This window comes from Rhodoferax sp. OV413 (genome assembly GCF_945881795.1).
In the GTDB taxonomy this organism is placed as follows: domain Bacteria; phylum Pseudomonadota; class Gammaproteobacteria; order Burkholderiales; family Burkholderiaceae_C; genus Allorhodoferax.
Genome location: NZ_CAMCVG010000003.1, coordinates 40,212 through 57,075 on the forward strand (window position 1 = coordinate 40,212; position 16,864 = coordinate 57,075).

The window sequence follows — 16,864 nt, forward strand, 5'->3', positions numbered from 1 at the left end:
GGAGCACACCATGCTGTTGACACGTAAAACTGACACTGCTGCCCACGCTAACGGCAGCTCCGCATTTGTCGGCCGCTTGCAACGCGGCCTGTCGCATGCATTGCCCACCATTGATCGCCGGGGATTTTTGCGCCGGTCCGGTTTGGGCATTGGCGTCGGCTTGGCCGCCACGCAACTGAGCTTGGTCAAGAAGGCCAATGCTGCTGGCGCAGCCTCTGCCGGTGGCACCGGAAAAATTGAGGTCAAGCGCACCGTGTGTACCCACTGCTCCGTAGGTTGCGCTGTGGACGCTGTGGTTGAAAACGGCGTGTGGGTGCGCCAAGAAGCCGTGTTTGACTCCCCCATCAACCTCGGCGCGCATTGCGCCAAGGGTGCCGCTCTGCGCGAGCACGGTCATGGCGAGTTCCGCCTGCGTTACCCCATGAAGCTGGTCAACGGAAAATATGAGCGCATCAGCTGGGACACGGCCTTGGACGAAATCAGCGCCAGGCTGATTGAGTTGCGCAAGACATCGGGCCCGGACAGCGTGTATTGGATTGGCTCCTCGAAGAGCAACAACGAACAAGCCTACTTGCTCCGCAAGTTCGTGAGCTATTTCGGTAGCAACAACTGCGACCACCAGGCCCGTATTTGCCACTCCACCACGGTGGCCGGTGTAGCCAACACCTGGGGATACGGTGCGATGACCAACTCGTACAACGACATGCAAAACAGCAAGGTCGCCATGTACATCGGCTCCAACGCCGCGGAAGCCCACCCCGTGTCGATGCTGCACATGCTCAACGCCAAAGAAAACGGCTGCAAGATGATCGTGGTCGACCCGCGCTTCACCCGCACAGCCGCCAGGGCTGACGAGTACGTTCGTATCCGTTCCGGCTCTGACATCGCTTTCTTGTTCGGCCTGATGCATGTCATCTTCAAAAATGGCTGGGAAGACAAAAAGTACATCAACGACCGCGTGTTCGGCATGGACAAGGTCAAAGAAGAAGTCATGGCCAAGTGGACGCTCGACAAGGTCGAGGAGGTCTGCGGTGTGTCGCCTGAACAAGTCACGCTCGTCGCCAAGATGCTGCATGAAAACAACCCCGGCACCATTGTTTGGTGCATGGGCCAAACCCAGCACACCACGGGTAACGCCATCGTGCGTGCCTCTTGTCTTCTGCAGTTGGCCCTGGGTAACGTCGGCAAGACCGGCGGCGGCACCAACATCTTCCGCGGACACGACAACGTGCAAGGCGCGACCGACGTCGGCCCTAACCCCGATTCGCTGCCTGGCTATTACGGCTTGGTGGAAGGCTCTTGGAAGCACTTCGCCAAAGCATGGGGCGTAGAGTTCGATTGGATCAAAGGCCGCTTTGCGTCGCCAGCCATGATGAGCAAGCCGGGAATTACCCTGTCACGCTGGATTGACGGCGTGATGGAGAACAACGAACTCATCGACCAAGACAGTAACCTCAAGGCCGTGTTCTATTGGGGTCATGCACCGAACTCTCAAACCCGTGGTTTGGAGATGAAGCGTGCCATGGATAAGCTCGATTTGCTGGTGGTGGTCGATCCTTATCCATCGGCTACAGCCGCTATGGCTGCGATGCCAGGCAAAGCCGAAGACCTAAACCCTAACCGCGCGGTCTACTTGCTGCCTGCTGCCACGCAGTTTGAAACCAGTGGCTCCTGCACTGCATCGAACCGTTCGCTGCAGTGGCGCGAAAAGGTTATCGAGCCATTGTGGGAAAGCCGTTCTGACCACATGATCATGTATCAGTTGGCGCAAAAGCTGGGCTTCGGTCCTGAGCTTGTGAAGAACTACAAGCTGCACAAAGTCAAAGGCATGGATGAACCCATGGTCGAAGACATCCTGCGCGAAATCAATAAATCGGTCTGGACCATCGGTTACACCGGCCAAAGCCCAGAGCGCTTGAAGGCTCACATGAAGAACATGCACTTGTTCGATGTGAAGACTCTGAAGTCCAAGGGCGGCAAAGACAAAGAAACCGGTTACGACTTTGGTGGCGACTACTTCGGCCTTCCTTGGCCTTGCTATGGCACGCCCGAACTCAAGCACCCAGGCTCCCCCAACCTGTACGACACCTCCAAGCATGTCATGGAAGGCGGCGGTAACTTCCGAGCCAACTTCGGCGTCGAACGAGACGGAAAGAGTCTGTTGGCAGAAGATGGTTCGCACTCCAAGGGCGCCGACATCACCACGGGTTATCCTGAGCTCGACCACGTTTTGCTCAAGAAACTTGGCTGGTGGGATGAGCTCACTGATGCCGAAAAACCATTGGCCGAAGGCAAAAACTGGAAGACCGACAACTCGGGCGGCATGATTCGAGTGTTCATGCAAAACCATGGCTGCCATCCCTTTGGTAACGCGAAAGCGCGCGCCGTGGTGTGGAACTTTCCGGATCCGATTCCGCAGCACCGTGAGCCTTTGTATGGCACCCGCCCTGACTTGATGGAGAAGTATCCTTCGCACGCCGACAGAAAAGCGTTCTGGCGTCTTCCTACCTTGTTCAAAACTATCCAGGACAAGAACCTTGCCGACAAGGTGCACGAGAAGTTCCCGCTCATCCTTACCTCCGGCCGTTTGGTCGAGTACGAAGGTGGCGGCGAAGAAACCCGTTCCAACCCTTGGCTGGCCGAGTTGCAACAAGAAGCCTATGTTGAAATCAACCCCAAGACCGCTGCCAGCCGTGGCATTCGCAACGGCGAGCGCGTATGGCTGAAGAGCCCTACAGGTGCGCGTTTGAATGTTCAGGCCCTGGTGACCGAGCGTGTGGATTCAGAGACCGTCTGGATGCCTTTCCACTTCTCAGGACGCTGGCAGGGTGAAGATATGCTGAAGTACTACCCCAAGGGTGCAGCCCCCGTGGTGCGTGGTGAAGCAGTCAACACCGCTACTACGTACGGATACGACAGCGTCACCATGATGCAAGAGTCCAAAACCACAGTTTGCGACATCGAACGCGCCTAAGGAGAATTAAATGGCACGCATGAAATTTATTTGCGACTCAGAGCGCTGTATCGAGTGCAACGGTTGCGTTACCGCTTGTAAAAATGAACATGAAGTCCCATGGGGTGTGAACCGCCGCCGTGTGGTCACCCTGAATGATGGCGTTCCCGGCGAGAGATCCATCTCTGTCGCGTGTATGCATTGTTCTGACGCGCCTTGCATGGCCGTTTGCCCGGTGAACTGCTTCTACAAGACCGACGAGGGCGTGGTTTTGCACGACAAGGACATTTGCATTGGCTGCGGCTACTGCTCTTATGCTTGCCCATTCGGTGCGCCTCAGTTCCCGAGCCAAGGCACCTTCGGTGTGCGCGGCAAAATGGACAAGTGCACCTTCTGCGCCGGCGGTCCCGAAGCCAACGGCACCCAGGCCGAGTTTGAAAAATACGGCCGCAACCGTTTGGCCGAAGGTAAGTTGCCGGCTTGCGCCGAAATGTGCTCAACCAAGGCTCTGCTCGCTGGCGATGGCGACATGGTGGCCGACATCTTCCGCCACCGCGTGCTCAAGCGCAGCAAGGGTGCTGAGGTGTGGGGCTGGGGAACAGCTTATGGTTCCAAGCAAGCCGGTCAAGCACCTGCCAATGTCGAAGGAGCGAAGAAGTCATGAAACGTTTTTCACTCATCGTACTGAGCGTGGTCGCCCTGACTGCTTGTGGTGAAAGAGCACAAGGCCTCGGCACCAAAAACGACGCCACCGCTTACAGCGGTGCCACCAACAGCTTTGTCGAGGCAGGTTGGACTGCCGGCAACAAAACAAGCTGGGAACAACACCTGCGTGCACGTGGCCAATACGGCCAAGACGACCACAGTCGTGCACCGAAATAAAGGGGCACACCATGTACCGCTCTTTTCAATCGGTGTTGTGTGCAGCGATGACGGTCTTCGCACTGTCGGCTGTAGCGCAAGACAAAGCGCCTGCGGCGGCTCCGGCCGTGCAGAGCGTCAACATCCAAGACGTCAAGCCTGACGCGAGCGATGCTCCCGGCTACGCCGCGCAAACCAACGCCGAACGCGGCAAAGTTCAGCCAGGCAACAACGCGCCCGTGTGGCGTGCTGTGGGCGCGGGCGCCGAGGGCTATAACAGCCTGCCAAAGTCGGAGGCGCCTGAGGCTGGAGTGCTGATTCAACCCTTTGTGCAGTACCCCGGTTCACGCCTGACGACAGCGGGAGAAGCCTGGCGACAAGTGCGCAACAACTGGATCATTCCTTACGGCGGTGCCTTGCTGTTGATCGCTTTAGGAGCTGTGGGCATTTTCTACTGGCGCAAGGGCATGATCATGTTGCATGGAAAGCCCTCCGGCGTCGTGATTGAGCGATTCACACCGTTTGAGCGGTCGGCTCACTGGACCAACGCCATCGCGTTTGTGACTCTGGCCATCTCTGGCACGGTGATGGCGTTCGGCACCTATTTCATGCAGCCGATTCTTGGCGGCACGCTGTTTGGATGGCTGACTTATTTGCTGAAAAACGTTCACAACTTCGTGGGCCCGCTGTTTGCAGTGTCCTTGGCGGTAGTGTTTTTCACTTTCCTCAAAGACAACTGGCCCAGCAAAGAAGATTGGACTTGGATCATCAAAGCCGGTGGATTGTTTGGTGGTTCCGAAGTTCCTTCTCATCGCTTCAATGCTGGTGAAAAAGTGGTTTTCTGGGGTGGCGTGTTTGGCCTCGGTTTGGTGGTGGTGGCTTCAGGGTTTGTGCTCGACAAAATCGTGCCCTTCCTTATCTACGAACGCGGCACCATGCAGATTGCGCACATGATTCACGGCGTGGCGACCTTGTTGATGATGGCCATGTTCATCGGTCACATCTACATGGGAACAGTCGGTATGGAAGGCGCCTACAAAGCCATGCGTACAGGCTATGTTGATGAAACTTGGGCCAAAGAGCACCACGAACTCTGGCACGACGACATCAAGGCCGGAAAGATTCCCGCCCACCGCACCGAAAGCTCGGGCAACCCAGCGCGCGCTTGAGCGGGCTGTCACTGGAGAATGACTATGAATAAAGCTCTGATTGCATTGGTATTGACTGCCGCTAGCGCTGCTGTATTTGCCAAGCTGCCGCCGCTCAACGATGAGGCCAAAGCCAAAGCCGAAGAAGCCAAAGCGAAAACTGCCCACACAGGCAAGGTAGATGCCTACTTGCTGTGCAAGTCGCAGGACAAGGTCGCGGCCCATGTGCAAAAGACCAACAAGGCTCAAGCGGGCAAGCCGGTGACTACCCCGCCCTGTGCTGATCCTGGCAAGTTTGTGTACACGCCCCCGGAAGCAGCGCCTGCCGTCGCTGCAGCTGCACCTGCACCTGCGGCTCCCGCACCTGCGCCCGCAGTGGCAGTGGCTCCTGCTAAAAAGTAAGCCCCACGTTGAATTCACCGCACTGGATGCACGCTGAACCGCCCCGGCTCACTGAGGCGCGTGCGCCACTGACGCACCGCATTGAGGTGTTGAACCAGCACGGTGAGCAGCAGGTGCTGGACATTCCGGCCGAGCGTCCGCTCACCGTTTACGTAGACAAGCGTGAGTTAGTTACCTTGATGACCCTTGGCGAAAGGCCCGAGTGGCTGGTCTTGGGTTACCTGATGAACCAGCGATTGATTGCGGGTGCGCAAGACGTAGAGTCCATCACGGTGGATTGGGAAGTGGGCGCTGCCGCCGTTAAAACCCGTCAGGGTATTGCCGATGTGGAAGCCAAAACTGCCAAGCGCGTAGTTACTACCGGCTGCGGGCAGGGCAGTTTGTTTGGCGAGGTCATGGCCCATATCGAGGAAATTGCGCTGCCTCCGACCGTGGTGACGCAGGCTCAGGTCCTGTCCATCGTCAACACCATCCGCTTGCAAGACAGTACCTACAAGTCCGCCGGTTCGGTGCATGGCTGTGCACTCTTCCGAGGCCACGAGCGGCTCTTGTTCGTAGAAGACGTGGGCCGCCATAACGCTATTGACACCATTGCGGGCTGGAAGGCCCTGCAGGCCTTGGGAGAGGCGCCACTGGATGCCAATGGCCTGGTGTTTTACACCACCGGGCGCCTCACCAGCGAAATGGTCATGAAAGCTGCGCAGATGGGGGTCGCGGTGTTGATCTCGCGCAGCGGCATGACGCAAATGGGCCACGCCATGGCCAGCGACCTCGGCCTCTGTGCCATAGGTCGCGCGCTGAACACACGCTTCTTGTGCTTCAGCGGCGCGCACCGCCTGCTGCTCGAACCAGCGCCGGTAGAAGCTGACGTTTAGGCGGCTTGGCGGGGATTCCCGTCCAGACCCTGCCCAGCGGGCGTAGTAAGCTTTCTCCAATCCCAACAACCCGGACGAGCTTCAGCAGTTCGACGCCTCATGAAAACGCTGGACGACATTGCCCGGTCCTTGCAGGGCTACGACCCACAGGCCCTGCGCATGGCCGATGCCAATGCGTTCATTTCCGAACTCGTGGCTCCGGTGCAAGGCACCGAGACGCTGCCCCTGAGGCAGTGCGCGGGGCGGGTGTTGGCGCAAGACGTGATCTCCGGCATGGCAGTGCCCGCCAACGACAACTCCGCCATGGATGGATACGCATTCCATGGCGCCGCCCTGTCGGGGCAAACCACCTTGTGTCTGCACGTGGTCGGGACTGCATTGGCCGGCAAGGCCTGGTCCGGGAGCGTCGGTGCGGGCGAGTGCTTGCGGGTGATGACTGGCGCCATATTGCCGGCAGGCTTGGACACGGTCGTGCCGCATGAGATGGTGCGACTCGACGGCGACACGGTGCACATTCCCGCAGACCGCCTGCGTTCCGGAGACAACCGCCGGCTGCGCGGCGAAGACCTGCAGTCGGGCGCAATTGCGCTATCAAAAGGAGAGCTGCTTGCGCCCGCTGCTATTGGCATGGCGGCTAGTTTGGGTCTGAAAATGCTGCCGGTGATGCGCCGCCTCAAGGTGGCGTATTTGTCGACCGGAGATGAAGTGCAATCCCCCGGCGAGTTGTTGCGCGAGGGTGCCGTCTTTGACAGCAACCGCTACACCGTCACCAGCCTGCTCGACCGCCTGGGCTGCGAGGTGTTGGAGATGGGCGTGGTACGCGACGAGCCGGTGGCGCTGGAGGCGGCCTTCCGCGCTGCAGCGGCGCAGGCGGACGTGATCATCAGCAGCGGCGGCGTGAGCGTGGGAGAGGCTGATTTCACCAAGGGCATGATGGCTAAGTTGGGTGATGTGGCGTTTTGGCGCATCGCTATGCGCCCGGGGAGGCCGTTTGCCCTGGGTCGCATCGGCACCACGGTGCTGTTCGGCCTGCCGGGCAACCCGGTGGCTGTGATGGTGACCTTTTTGTCGCTGGTGCGCCCCGCACTGCTGCAGATGATGGGCGCCACCCCCAAAGCGCTGCCCTTGTTACAGGCCCACAGCGAGGAGCCCATGCGCAAAAAGGCAGGCCGCACCGAATACCAGCGGGGCGTCGTGAGCATCGGCCCCCAAGGGCGACTTCAGGTTCGCACCACCGGCAACCAGGGCTCGGGCGTGCTCAGCTCCATGGTGCAGGCCAACGGTCTCATCGTGTTGAGCCATGACCAGGGCGACGTGGAAGTGGGGGATATGGTGAGCGTGATGATGTTCGACGGGGCGCTCTGATACGGCGGTGAAAGCGGAGGGGCCGATGAAGTCCCTCTCCCCATTCCGGTCATGCCGTCTGGGGGTTATTCCAAGCTGCTAAGGTTCGGCCATGAGTCATTCTTTCTTGCGCCTAGGTTGGCGTACTTTGTGGCGCGACCTGCGCTCCGGCGAACTGCGTTTGCTGATCGTGGCGGTCACTCTGGCAGTGGCAGCCCTGACCGCGGTCGGTTTTTTTGCGGACCGGCTGCAGGGCGGCCTGCAGCGCGATGCGCGCCAACTCCTGGGTGGTGATGCGGTCATCAGCAGCGACAATCCGGCGCCTGCCGAGTTTGTTGCCGAAGCGCGCGCGCGCGGCCTGCAGGTGGCGCGTACCCTGGGTTTTCCGACCATGGCGCGCGCCACTGACGCGCAGGGTGGTCAGACCAAGTTGGTCGCCCTGAAGGCTGTCGAGGCCGGCTACCCTCTGAGGGGAAATCTGACCATCCGCAGCGCGGCAGATGCGCCCGGCGTCCGCACCCGTGCGGTGCCGGAGCCAGGGCAGGCCTGGGTAGACGCACCGCTACTGGAGGCGCTCGGCATCGCTTTGGGCGACTCGCTGCTTCTAGGCAACCGGACCTTTGTTGTGAGCGCGATTTTGCTGGTCGAGCCTGACCGTGGTGGCGGCTTCATGAATTTCGCACCACGGGTCATGATCCACCAGTCGGATGTCGCAGCCACCGGGCTGATTCAGCCGGCCAGCCGCATCAATTACCGTTTGGCGGTAGCGGGTCCGGATGCGGCGTACCAGGGCTACGTGCAGTGGGCCGAGGCGAAGACCAAGGCCGGCTTGCGCGGGTTGCGGGTGGAATCCTTGCAGAGCGGCCGCCCCGAGATGAGCCAGACACTGGACCGTGCCAACAAGTTCCTGAGTCTGGTGGCCTTGCTGGCCGCCTTGCTGAGTGCGGTTGCGGTGGCGCTGGCAGCGCGTGCGTTTGCGGCCAATCATCTGGACGACTGCGCGATGCTGCGGGTGCTGGGCCTGTCGCAGCGTTCGATTGCAGGGGCTTACGCTCTGGAGTTTGCGCTTGTGGGATTGTTTGCCAGTGGGCTGGGGGTGGCGCTGGGCTTTGGCGTGCATTACCTGTTTGTGGCGCTGCTGGCGGGGCTGGTTGATTCCGCTTTGCCTGCGGCTTCGCTGTGGCCGGCGTTTTTGGGCTTGGGCATGGGCCTGACCCTGCTGATGGCCTTCGGACTGCCGCCGGTGCTGCAGCTGGCGCAGGTGCCGGCGCTGCGGGTCATCAGACGCGACGTAGGTAATTTGCGGCCGGCGTCACTGGGAGTGTTGGCGGTGGGGGTGGCCGGCTTTGCCGCCTTGTTGCTGGCAGTCAGCAGCGATCTCACCCTGGGCCTGATTGCGGTGGGCGGCTTTGCCGGAGCGGTGTTGGTGTTTGCAGCACTGAGCTGGGCGGCGGTCAAGCTGCTGCGCCGCAGCGTCAACGAGAACACCGCGCCCCGATGGCTGGTGCTGGCCACCAGGCAAATTTCAGCGCGGCCTGCCTACACCGTGGTGCAGGTAAGCGCCTTGTCGGTGGGTCTGTTGGCGCTGGTCTTGCTGGTGCTGCTGCGCACCGACCTCATCAGCAGCTGGCGCAAGGCCACGCCGCCCGATGCGCCCAACCGTATCGTCCTCAACATCATGCCCGAGCAAGGTGAATCATTTCGCGCGGCCCTGACCGATAAAGGTGTGGCGCGCTTTGACTGGTATCCGATGGTGCGCGGACGCCTTCTCACGGTGAACGGTAAGCCTGTTTCTCCCGAAAACTACACCGATGAGCGGGCCAAGCGCCTGGTTGACCGCGAGTTCAACCTCTCTTTTGCGTCCAAGCGCCCAGAGAACAACCTGGTGACTGCCGGCAGCTGGCAAGAAGAAGAGCCAGGCGCCATCAGCATGGAGGAGGGCATTGCCAAGACCCTCGACCTCAAGTTGGGCGATACCTTGCGGTTTGAGATTGGCGGTGTGCAAACCGAATCCACCATCACCTCGCTGCGCAAGGTGGATTGGGGCTCCATGCGGGCCAATTTCTTCGCGATTTACCCGGTCAGCAGCCTGCCCGGCGTGCCGGGGACTTACCTTGCAGCCTTCAAAGCGCCCGAGGCCACTGGTTTTGACAATGCGCTGGTGCGCCAGTTCCCCAACATCACCAATGTGGACATGAGCAGCACCATCGGCCAAGTGCAACGCGTGCTCGACCAGGTGATACGCGCCGTGGAGTTTTTGTTTGGTTTCACCCTCGCGGCCGGGCTGGTGGTGCTGTTTGCGGCGGTGTCTGCCACCCGCGAAGACAGGGTACGCGAATTTGCCATCATGCGGGCGGTGGGTGCAGGCAGCGGCCTGTTGCGCCAGGTGCAGCGCGCTGAATTGGCCGGAGTCGGCTTGCTGGCGGGGTTTCTGGCCTCGGTGGTGGCGGCAGGCGTGGGTTGGGCGCTGGCGCGTTTTGTGTTTGAATTCGAGTGGACGGTGCAGCTCTGGGTTCCCCTGGCGGGTGCGCTGGCAGGTGCCGTGTTGGCGCTGGCGGCCGGTTGGTGGGGCCTGCGCGATGTTTTGCGTCGCCCGGTGGTCGAAACCTTGCGCCGGGCGTCGGCCTGACAATAACGTAGACGGAGGTTAAGGTGTCAAACGACTTTGAGGATTTGAACAGCCTGTTGACGGAAAGCGCCGGTGGCAGCGAGGCTGCCAGGGCATTCCGCAAGCAGTTGATTCTTGAGGGGCAGACCCTGGATGTTGACGCGCCCATTTCCACCTTGCGCCAGCGCGGCGAGCCCCGCGAGGAAGGGAATATCAGCAGCGTTGCCGAGGCGCGTTCGGCCGAGCGCCGCATCGTCTCGGGCCGGGCCAAACTGGGCATCAGAGGTTTGCCGGTGAGCGCCGGCAAGATGGTTGATATTTCTTCCAGCGGCGCCTGCGTGTTGATGGACAACATGGTGTCCGGCGGCAAGTCGGCGACGCTGGAATGCGACATTTTTTACGAAGGAAAGCGGTACCTTTTCAGCCTCGAAGTCGCTACCGTCTACAGCACGCTGGTCAGCGGCAAGGGCTTCAAAATCGGCCTACGGTTCGGCCCCCACAGCCACGAGGTGGCCGCCAAAATCGAAGCGCTACTGCGGACTTGAACGACCGCATCCATGGAGCCCACCGAGCCATCCTCCGCCACACCCTTTGCCTGGATCGGCGGCGAGCCCAGGCTTCGCGCGGTGGTGGACAAGTTTTACGACCTGATGGACCTGGAGCCCGGATTTGCGGCGCTTCGAGCCGTGCACGGAAGCGACCTGGACAAGGCGCGCGACCACCTGTTCTGGTTTCTATGTGGCTGGATGGGTGGCCCTGACTATTTTGTGGAGCGCTTCGGCCACCCGCGCCTGCGCGCGCGGCACATGCCATTCAAAATCGGCATTCTGGAGCGCGATCAGTGGCTGGCCTGCATGGACCAGGCCATGGCCGACACCGGTGTGGATGCTGCACTGCGCGAGCGGCTGAACACTTCATTCTTCCAGACTGCCGACTGGATGCGCAACGTCGCCGCTTAAGACGGCCGGCCCAGCTTGCGGTATACCGTGGCGCGGCTGATGCCCAGGCTCTTGGCAGCCACCGACACGTTGCCGCGGCTCTGCTCCACCGCCTTGCGGATCAACGCGGTTTCCATATCCTTCAAAGCCAGCGGAGTGCCTGCGCGGTTACTACGCGCGCTCGAGGTCAGCAACTCATCGGCGCTGTACACCGGCATCGCCTGCACATGCAGGCCGCTGCGCAGGGGCACGTCGGGCAGTGTTTCTGCCCGCTTGGCGGCGTCAAACAGCAGGTGGTGGCTAAAGCCGAACACATCGTTTGCATGCAGCGGCATGTCCCGCAGGGAAGCAGGGTTCGCCAGCATGGTCGTGGCAGTCGTGTTGGCGGCGGTGACCCAACCATCGCCGTCCAGACAGAGCATGCCGTCCCCCTCGCTGCCCAGGGCGTAACCTGGCCAGTTCAGCCGTACCAGCAGGCAATGCGGCTTGGCCATCACTAGGGCGTTCTCGATCTTGCTGGCGGTGCGCGCTACCAGATGCCGCAGCTCGGGCCGCTCCATCGCGTCTACCCCGGTCAGGTCGAGCATGCCGACACAGGCACCATCCGGTCCGAAGAGCGGGGCGCCAGCGCAGCTGTAGGCCGAATTGGCGTCAAAAAAGTGTTCCCCGCGGTGCAGCCACACCGGCCGCAGCTCGGTCAGCGCCGCGCCAATGGCGGTGGTGCCCACACGCCGCTCGGACAGGTCGACCCCCACCCGCGCAATCACGTCGGCGCGCGGGTCGCTGCGGTCAATATTGCCGCTCACATCGACCACGATGCCTTCTGCATTGGTCAGGATGGCGAAATACCGCGTGTCAGCAATCGCCTGCCCCAGCCGCCCGAGCAAGGGCCTTGCCACGCTCAACAGGGTGTGGTTGGCCTCTTCAATGCGTTGCAGTGCCTCTTTGGCCACCATGTCAAAGCTCGGGTGTTCCTGGGGACGAAATCCCATGGTCAGGCAGCGTTGCCAGCTGCCCTGTATCCACGGGGCCGACAGCGGCGCATTCAGCGCCCGGCCCTCCACCAGCATGGCTTGCCGCGCCGCTCCGATGTGGCTCAGGCGCTGTTCAGAGCTGCTGGAGGGCGGTGGGCGCATAGGGAGAATCTGAAGAGGCAATAGGGAGGGTTGGAATGCGCCGATGGCTCACAGGGGAATGCCGCGAGTGTTTCAAAGCAAGTGTTTCATTTTGAGAATTTCTAGCAGAAGTGGCAAGTGATCAAGGGTTTCTCCTGAGTCGTATCCGGGGCGCCACTTCAATAATTTGCTTCGGTACCCTACATCCATCACAACGGAGACTTATTCCATGCAGGTTCAGCTCAAGGTCAACGGCAAGCCCACTTCGGTGGATGTTGCTCCCCACACATTGCTCGTGCAGTTGCTGCGCGAACACCTCCACCTCACCGGCACCCATGTGGGTTGCGACACGGCCCAGTGCGGTGCCTGCACCGTCATCAAAGACGGCCGCAGCATCAAGTCCTGCCACGTGTTGGCCGCGCAGGCCAACGGGTCGGAGATCACCACCATTGAAGGTCTGGCCCAACCCGACGGCACCATGCACCCGATGCAAGCCGCATTCAAAGAGTGCCACGGCCTGCAGTGCGGTTATTGCACCACCGGCATGGTGATGAGCGCAGTGGACCTGTGCAACCACCATCCCAAAGCCGATGCCGGCGAAATCCGCGAACTGTTGGAGGGCAACATCTGCCGCTGCACCGGTTACCAAAACATCGTCAAAGCCGTGCAGCAGGGTCAAGCTGCTATGGCCAATTCTTAAGGAGACAATGCCATGGGTGCATCAGATTTTTCCAAGCTTCCGCATATCGGTGAGTCCGTCCGCCGCAAGGAAGACTACCGTTTCCTCACCGGCGCCGGTCAATACACCGACGACATCACCATGGACCGTCAGGCCTATGCGGTGTTCGTCCGCAGCCCGCACGCCCACGCCATCATCAAGAGCATCGACGTTGCTGCCGCCAAGGCCATGCCCGGTGTGGTGGAAGTGTTTATCGGCAAAGACCTCGAAGGCAAGATGGGCGGACTGCCCTGCGGCTGGCTGATCACCGACGTGAACGGCCAACCCATGAAAGAGCCGCCCCACCCCGTGCTGGCGCTGGGCAGGGCCCGCCACGTGGGCGATCAGGTAGCCATGGTTATTGCGGATTCGCTCGAAGAAGCCAAGAACGCGGCCGAAGCCGTGGAGGTTGATTACGACCCGCTGCCAGCCGTGGTGGACGTGCGTGATGCAGCCGCCGGCCCCCAGCTGCATGAGCAAGCGCCCAACAACCACTGCTACAAGTGGGGCCTGGGCGACAAGGCTGCTGTGGACGCAGCGTTTGCAAGCGCTGCCCACATCACCAAGCTCGACCTGACCAACAACCGCCTGGTGCCCAACGCCATGGAGCCGCGCGCAGCCATCGGCACCTACAACCGCGCCACGGAAGAGTACGTGCTCCACGTCTCCAACCAGAACCCGCACGTAGAGCGCTTGCTCATGACCGCCTTTGTGTTGGGCCTGCCCGAGCACAAAGTGCGCGTGATTGCGCCCGATGTGGGTGGCGGCTTCGGCTCCAAAATCTACCTGTACGCAGAAGACGTCGCACTGACCTGGGCCTCCAAGCAAACCAACCGCAGCATCAAGTGGACCTGCGAGCGCAGCGAATCCTTCCTGACCGATGCCCACGGCCGCGACCACGTGAGCCACGCCGAAATGGCCATGGACAAGGACGGCAAGTTCCTGGCCATGCGGGTGCAGACCGACGCCAACCTCGGCGCCTATCTGTCCACCTTTGCCACCGCGGTTCCCACCATCCTCTACGCCACATTGCTCGCCGGCCAGTACACCTGCCCGCTGATCCATGTCGAAGTGGACGCCTGGTTCACCAACACTGCACCCGTGGATGCCTACCGTGGCGCCGGTCGCCCCGAGGCGACCTACCTGGTCGAGCGTCTGGTGACCCGCTGCGGCTGGGAGCTGGGCTTGTCGCAAGACGAGATCCGCAAGCGCAACTTCATCAACAGCTGGCCCTACCAGACCCCTGTGGCCCTGACATACGACGCCGGCGACTACCTCGGCTGCCTGACCAAGGCGCAAACGCTGGGCGACACCGCCGGCTTCGAAGCCCGCAAGGCGGCCAGCAAGTCCAAGGGCATGCTGCGCGGCATCGGCTACTCGAGCTACATCGAAGCTTGCGGTTTGGCCCCCAGCAACATCGCTGGCGCTTTGGGAGCACGTGCCGGTTTGTTTGAGTGCGGCGAAGTTCGCGTGCACCCCACCGGCAGCGTGACCGTGTTTACCGGTTCGCACAGCCATGGCCAAGGCCACGAAACCACCTTTGCGCAGGTTGTGGCAGCACGCCTGGGCATTGCGGTGGATTCAGTGGACGTGGTGCACGGAGACACCGGCCGCGTTCCCTTCGGCATGGGCACTTACGGCTCACGCTCCATCTCGGTGGGCGGTGCGGCCATCATGAAAGCGCTCGACAAAATCGAGACCAAGGCCAAGAAAATTGCAGCCCACCTGATGGAAGCCAGCGACGCTGACGTGGAGTTCGCCAATGGTGAGTTCACTGTCAAGGGCACCGATAAGAAGGTGACCTTTGGTCAGGTGGCGCTTACCGCCTATGTGCCCCACAACTATCCGCTCGACAAGCTGGAGCCCGGCCTGAACGAAACCGCGTTCTACGACCCCACCAACTTCACTTTCCCCAGCGGAACCTACATCTGCGAAGTGGAAATTGACCCCATGACCGGCAAGACCCGTGTGGACAAGTTCACCGCGGTCGACGACTTCGGCACCATCATCAACCCGATGATTGTGGAAGGCCAGGTTCACGGCGGTCTGGTGCAAGGTATCGGTCAGGCGCTGCTCGAGAACTGCGTCTACGACAAGGAAACCGGCCAGCTGCTGACCGGCTCCTTCATGGACTACACCATGCCCCGCGCGGATGACTTCCCCGAATTCAAGATCGAAAACATCTGCACCCCTTGCACCCACAACCCTCTGGGCACCAAGGGCTGCGGAGAAGCGGGCGCAATCGGCTCGCCACCGGCCGTCATCAACGCGGTGCTGGACGCACTGCGCGAAGTCGGCGTGAGCGATTTCGACATGCCCGCATCCCCGCACCGCGTGTGGGAAGCCATTCAAGCCGCCAAGGCATAAGCACAGGAGAACAAGACCATGTACGCATTTACTCTCGAGCGTCCCTCGACCGTGCAGGCAGCCGCTGAGCTGGCTGCGGGCGGAGCCAAGGTGCTGGCCGGCGGGCAAACCATGCTCGCTTCCATGAAGCTGCGCCTGTCGCAGCCCGGCGCGGTGGCCGACCTGAGCGGCATCCCCGAGCTGGCTGGCATCAAGAAGGAAGGCAATGCCATCGTCATCGGTGCCATGACCCGTCACATCGACGTGGCCAACAGCGCCGAGGTCAAGGCCTCCATCCCCGGCCTGGCTGAACTGGCCGCCCACATCGGGGACAAGCAAGTTCGCGCCATGGGCACTCTGGGCGGCTCGGTGGCTAACAGCGACCCCGCTGCCTGCTACCCCAGCGCGGTGCTGGCTTTGGGCGCCACGATCCACACCAACAAGCGCACCATCGCTGCAGACGACTTCTTTGTCGGCATGTTCACCACCGCCCTGCAGGACGGCGAACTGATCACCGCGATCAGCTTCCCCATCCCGCAGCGCAGCGTGTACATGAAGTTCAACCAGCCTGCCTCCCGCTTTGCCTTGGTGGGCGTGTATCTGGCGCAAACCGGCAACGGCGTGCGTGTCGCAGTGACCGCCGCCGCTACCTGCGTGTTTCGCCACAAGGGCCTGGAAGACGCTCTGAACAAGAGCTTCAGTGTGGAGTCCGCCGCGTCGGTGAAGATCGATGACAGCGAACTCAACGCCGACATCCACGCAACGGCCGCCTACCGCGCCAACCTGATCAGCGTGCAAACCCAGCGCGCTGTGGCAAAGCTCCTGGGCTAAAGCCGGTACGCAATAAAGCCCCGCAGTCCTCTGGACGCGGGGCTTTTTTTGCCCTTTTCGCTGGTGGATACTGCGCCAGCAGCTCCTAAAAATATAGCAACAAGGCTTCCATGATGGTGTTTTCTTCGGTCGACGCGCTGATCGACGCGCTGCGGGCCGCGGGTTACTACGCAGACCGCCGCTTGGCTACCGCCGTGTTTCTGGCCCTCAAATTGCAACGCCCGCTGTTGCTCGAAGGCGAGCCCGGCGTGGGAAAAACCGAGCTTGCCAAGGCGCTGGCCACCGCGCTTAAGCGCGCCCTCATCCGCCTGCAGTGCTACGACGGGCTGGAGCAGCGCGAGGCCCTGTATGAGTGGAACTATGCGGCCCAGCTGCTGCACATGCGCGCCGCAGAGTTGGCCCCCAAGAGCGGCACCGGCGTGGCCGACGTGGAGCGCGAGGTGTACCAGGACCGCTACCTCATACGCCGCCCCTTGCTGCAGGCGCTGCAGGCCCCCGCGCCCGGCGCCGTGCTGTTGATTGATGAGGTAGACCGTGCCGACGAGCCCTTTGAGGCCTTCTTGCTCGAATACCTGGGCGAATACCAGATCAGCATTCCCGAAATGGGCACGGTGCGTGCCCAGGTTCCGCCGGTGACCCTGCTCACCAGCAACCGCACCCGCGAACTCAACGACGCGGTCAAGCGCCGCTGCCTCTACCACTGGCTGGACTACCCCGAGCGTGAG

15 protein-coding genes are annotated in these 16,864 nt (G+C 61.4%); 14 read left to right on the forward strand and 1 reads right to left on the reverse strand.

All coding sequences use genetic code 11. The annotated features are described in order from the left end of the window. Window positions 1-10 precede the first annotated feature (10 nt). The 10 genes from Q0O05_RS00880 to Q0O05_RS00925 all read left to right on the forward strand — a co-directional run bounded on the left by Q0O05_RS00880 (window position 11) and on the right by Q0O05_RS00925 (window position 11,150). Window positions 11-2,974, forward strand: coding sequence for a formate dehydrogenase subunit alpha (locus tag Q0O05_RS00880; RefSeq protein WP_293659890.1), 2,964 nt, complete (start codon window positions 11-13; stop codon window positions 2,972-2,974). Window positions 2,975-2,984: 10 nt separating this feature from the next. Then, on the forward strand, window positions 2,985-3,617 hold the full coding sequence (gene fdh3B / locus Q0O05_RS00885; RefSeq protein ID WP_293659891.1) for a formate dehydrogenase FDH3 subunit beta: 633 nt from the start codon (window positions 2,985-2,987) through the stop codon (window positions 3,615-3,617). Beyond that, window positions 3,614-3,835 (forward strand): hypothetical protein, encoded by a 222-nt coding sequence (locus Q0O05_RS00890; protein ID WP_293659892.1) that lies wholly within the window; start codon window positions 3,614-3,616, stop codon window positions 3,833-3,835. Before fdh3B ends, Q0O05_RS00890 begins: the two co-directional genes overlap by 4 nt. 47 nt (window positions 3,836-3,882) lie before the next feature. Beyond that, window positions 3,883-4,983 carry a formate dehydrogenase subunit gamma gene (locus Q0O05_RS00895; protein WP_293659903.1) on the forward strand — a complete coding sequence of 367 codons (1,101 nt, stop codon included), beginning with the start codon at window positions 3,883-3,885 and terminating at the stop codon, window positions 4,981-4,983. A 24-nt stretch (window positions 4,984-5,007) separates the two neighbouring features. After that, the gene (locus Q0O05_RS00900; RefSeq protein WP_293659893.1) at window positions 5,008-5,364 is read left to right on the forward strand and encodes a hypothetical protein; all 357 of its coding nucleotides are present in this window, start codon (window positions 5,008-5,010) and stop codon (window positions 5,362-5,364) included. 26 nt (window positions 5,365-5,390) lie between these two features. Beyond that, window positions 5,391-6,239, forward strand: a complete 849-nt coding sequence (locus Q0O05_RS00905) for a formate dehydrogenase accessory sulfurtransferase FdhD (RefSeq protein ID WP_293659904.1) — start codon at window positions 5,391-5,393, stop codon at window positions 6,237-6,239. Window positions 6,240-6,338: 99 nt separating this feature from the next. Next, a complete protein-coding gene (gene glp / locus Q0O05_RS00910; protein WP_293659894.1) occupies window positions 6,339-7,604 on the forward strand; it encodes a gephyrin-like molybdotransferase Glp in 1,266 nt (421 codons plus the stop codon). Between the two features lie 91 nt (window positions 7,605-7,695). Then, window positions 7,696-10,212: an FtsX-like permease family protein gene (locus tag Q0O05_RS00915; RefSeq protein ID WP_293659895.1), complete on the forward strand. Its 2,517-nt coding sequence runs from the start codon at window positions 7,696-7,698 to the stop codon at window positions 10,210-10,212. Window positions 10,213-10,235: 23 nt separating this feature from the next. Then, a complete protein-coding gene (locus Q0O05_RS00920) occupies window positions 10,236-10,736 on the forward strand; it encodes a PilZ domain-containing protein (protein WP_293659896.1) in 501 nt (166 codons plus the stop codon). 12 nt (window positions 10,737-10,748) lie between these two features. Then, on the forward strand, window positions 10,749-11,150 hold the full coding sequence (locus Q0O05_RS00925; RefSeq protein WP_293659897.1) for a group II truncated hemoglobin: 402 nt from the start codon (window positions 10,749-10,751) through the stop codon (window positions 11,148-11,150). Here the strand turns inward: Q0O05_RS00925 and Q0O05_RS00930 are convergent. Next, entirely contained in the window at window positions 11,147-12,265 is a 1,119-nt protein-coding gene (locus Q0O05_RS00930; protein WP_293659898.1) for a helix-turn-helix domain-containing protein, read from the reverse strand. The two genes, Q0O05_RS00925 and Q0O05_RS00930, sit on opposite strands and share 4 nt — an antisense overlap. A gap of 208 nt (window positions 12,266-12,473) precedes the next feature. Between Q0O05_RS00930 and Q0O05_RS00935 the strand changes: the two genes are divergently transcribed. From Q0O05_RS00935 to Q0O05_RS00950, 4 genes are all read left to right on the forward strand, one after another. Continuing rightward, entirely contained in the window at window positions 12,474-12,944 is a 471-nt protein-coding gene (locus tag Q0O05_RS00935) for a (2Fe-2S)-binding protein (protein WP_293659899.1), read from the forward strand. A 12-nt stretch (window positions 12,945-12,956) separates the two neighbouring features. Then, window positions 12,957-15,329, forward strand: coding sequence for a xanthine dehydrogenase family protein molybdopterin-binding subunit (locus Q0O05_RS00940; protein WP_293659900.1), 2,373 nt, complete (start codon window positions 12,957-12,959; stop codon window positions 15,327-15,329). Window positions 15,330-15,347: 18 nt separating this feature from the next. Then, entirely contained in the window at window positions 15,348-16,139 is a 792-nt protein-coding gene (locus Q0O05_RS00945) for a xanthine dehydrogenase family protein subunit M (RefSeq protein ID WP_293659901.1), read from the forward strand. A 113-nt stretch (window positions 16,140-16,252) separates the two neighbouring features. After that, the coding region (locus Q0O05_RS00950; protein WP_293659906.1) for a MoxR family ATPase at window positions 16,253-16,864 on the forward strand (612 nt) is incomplete at its 3' end.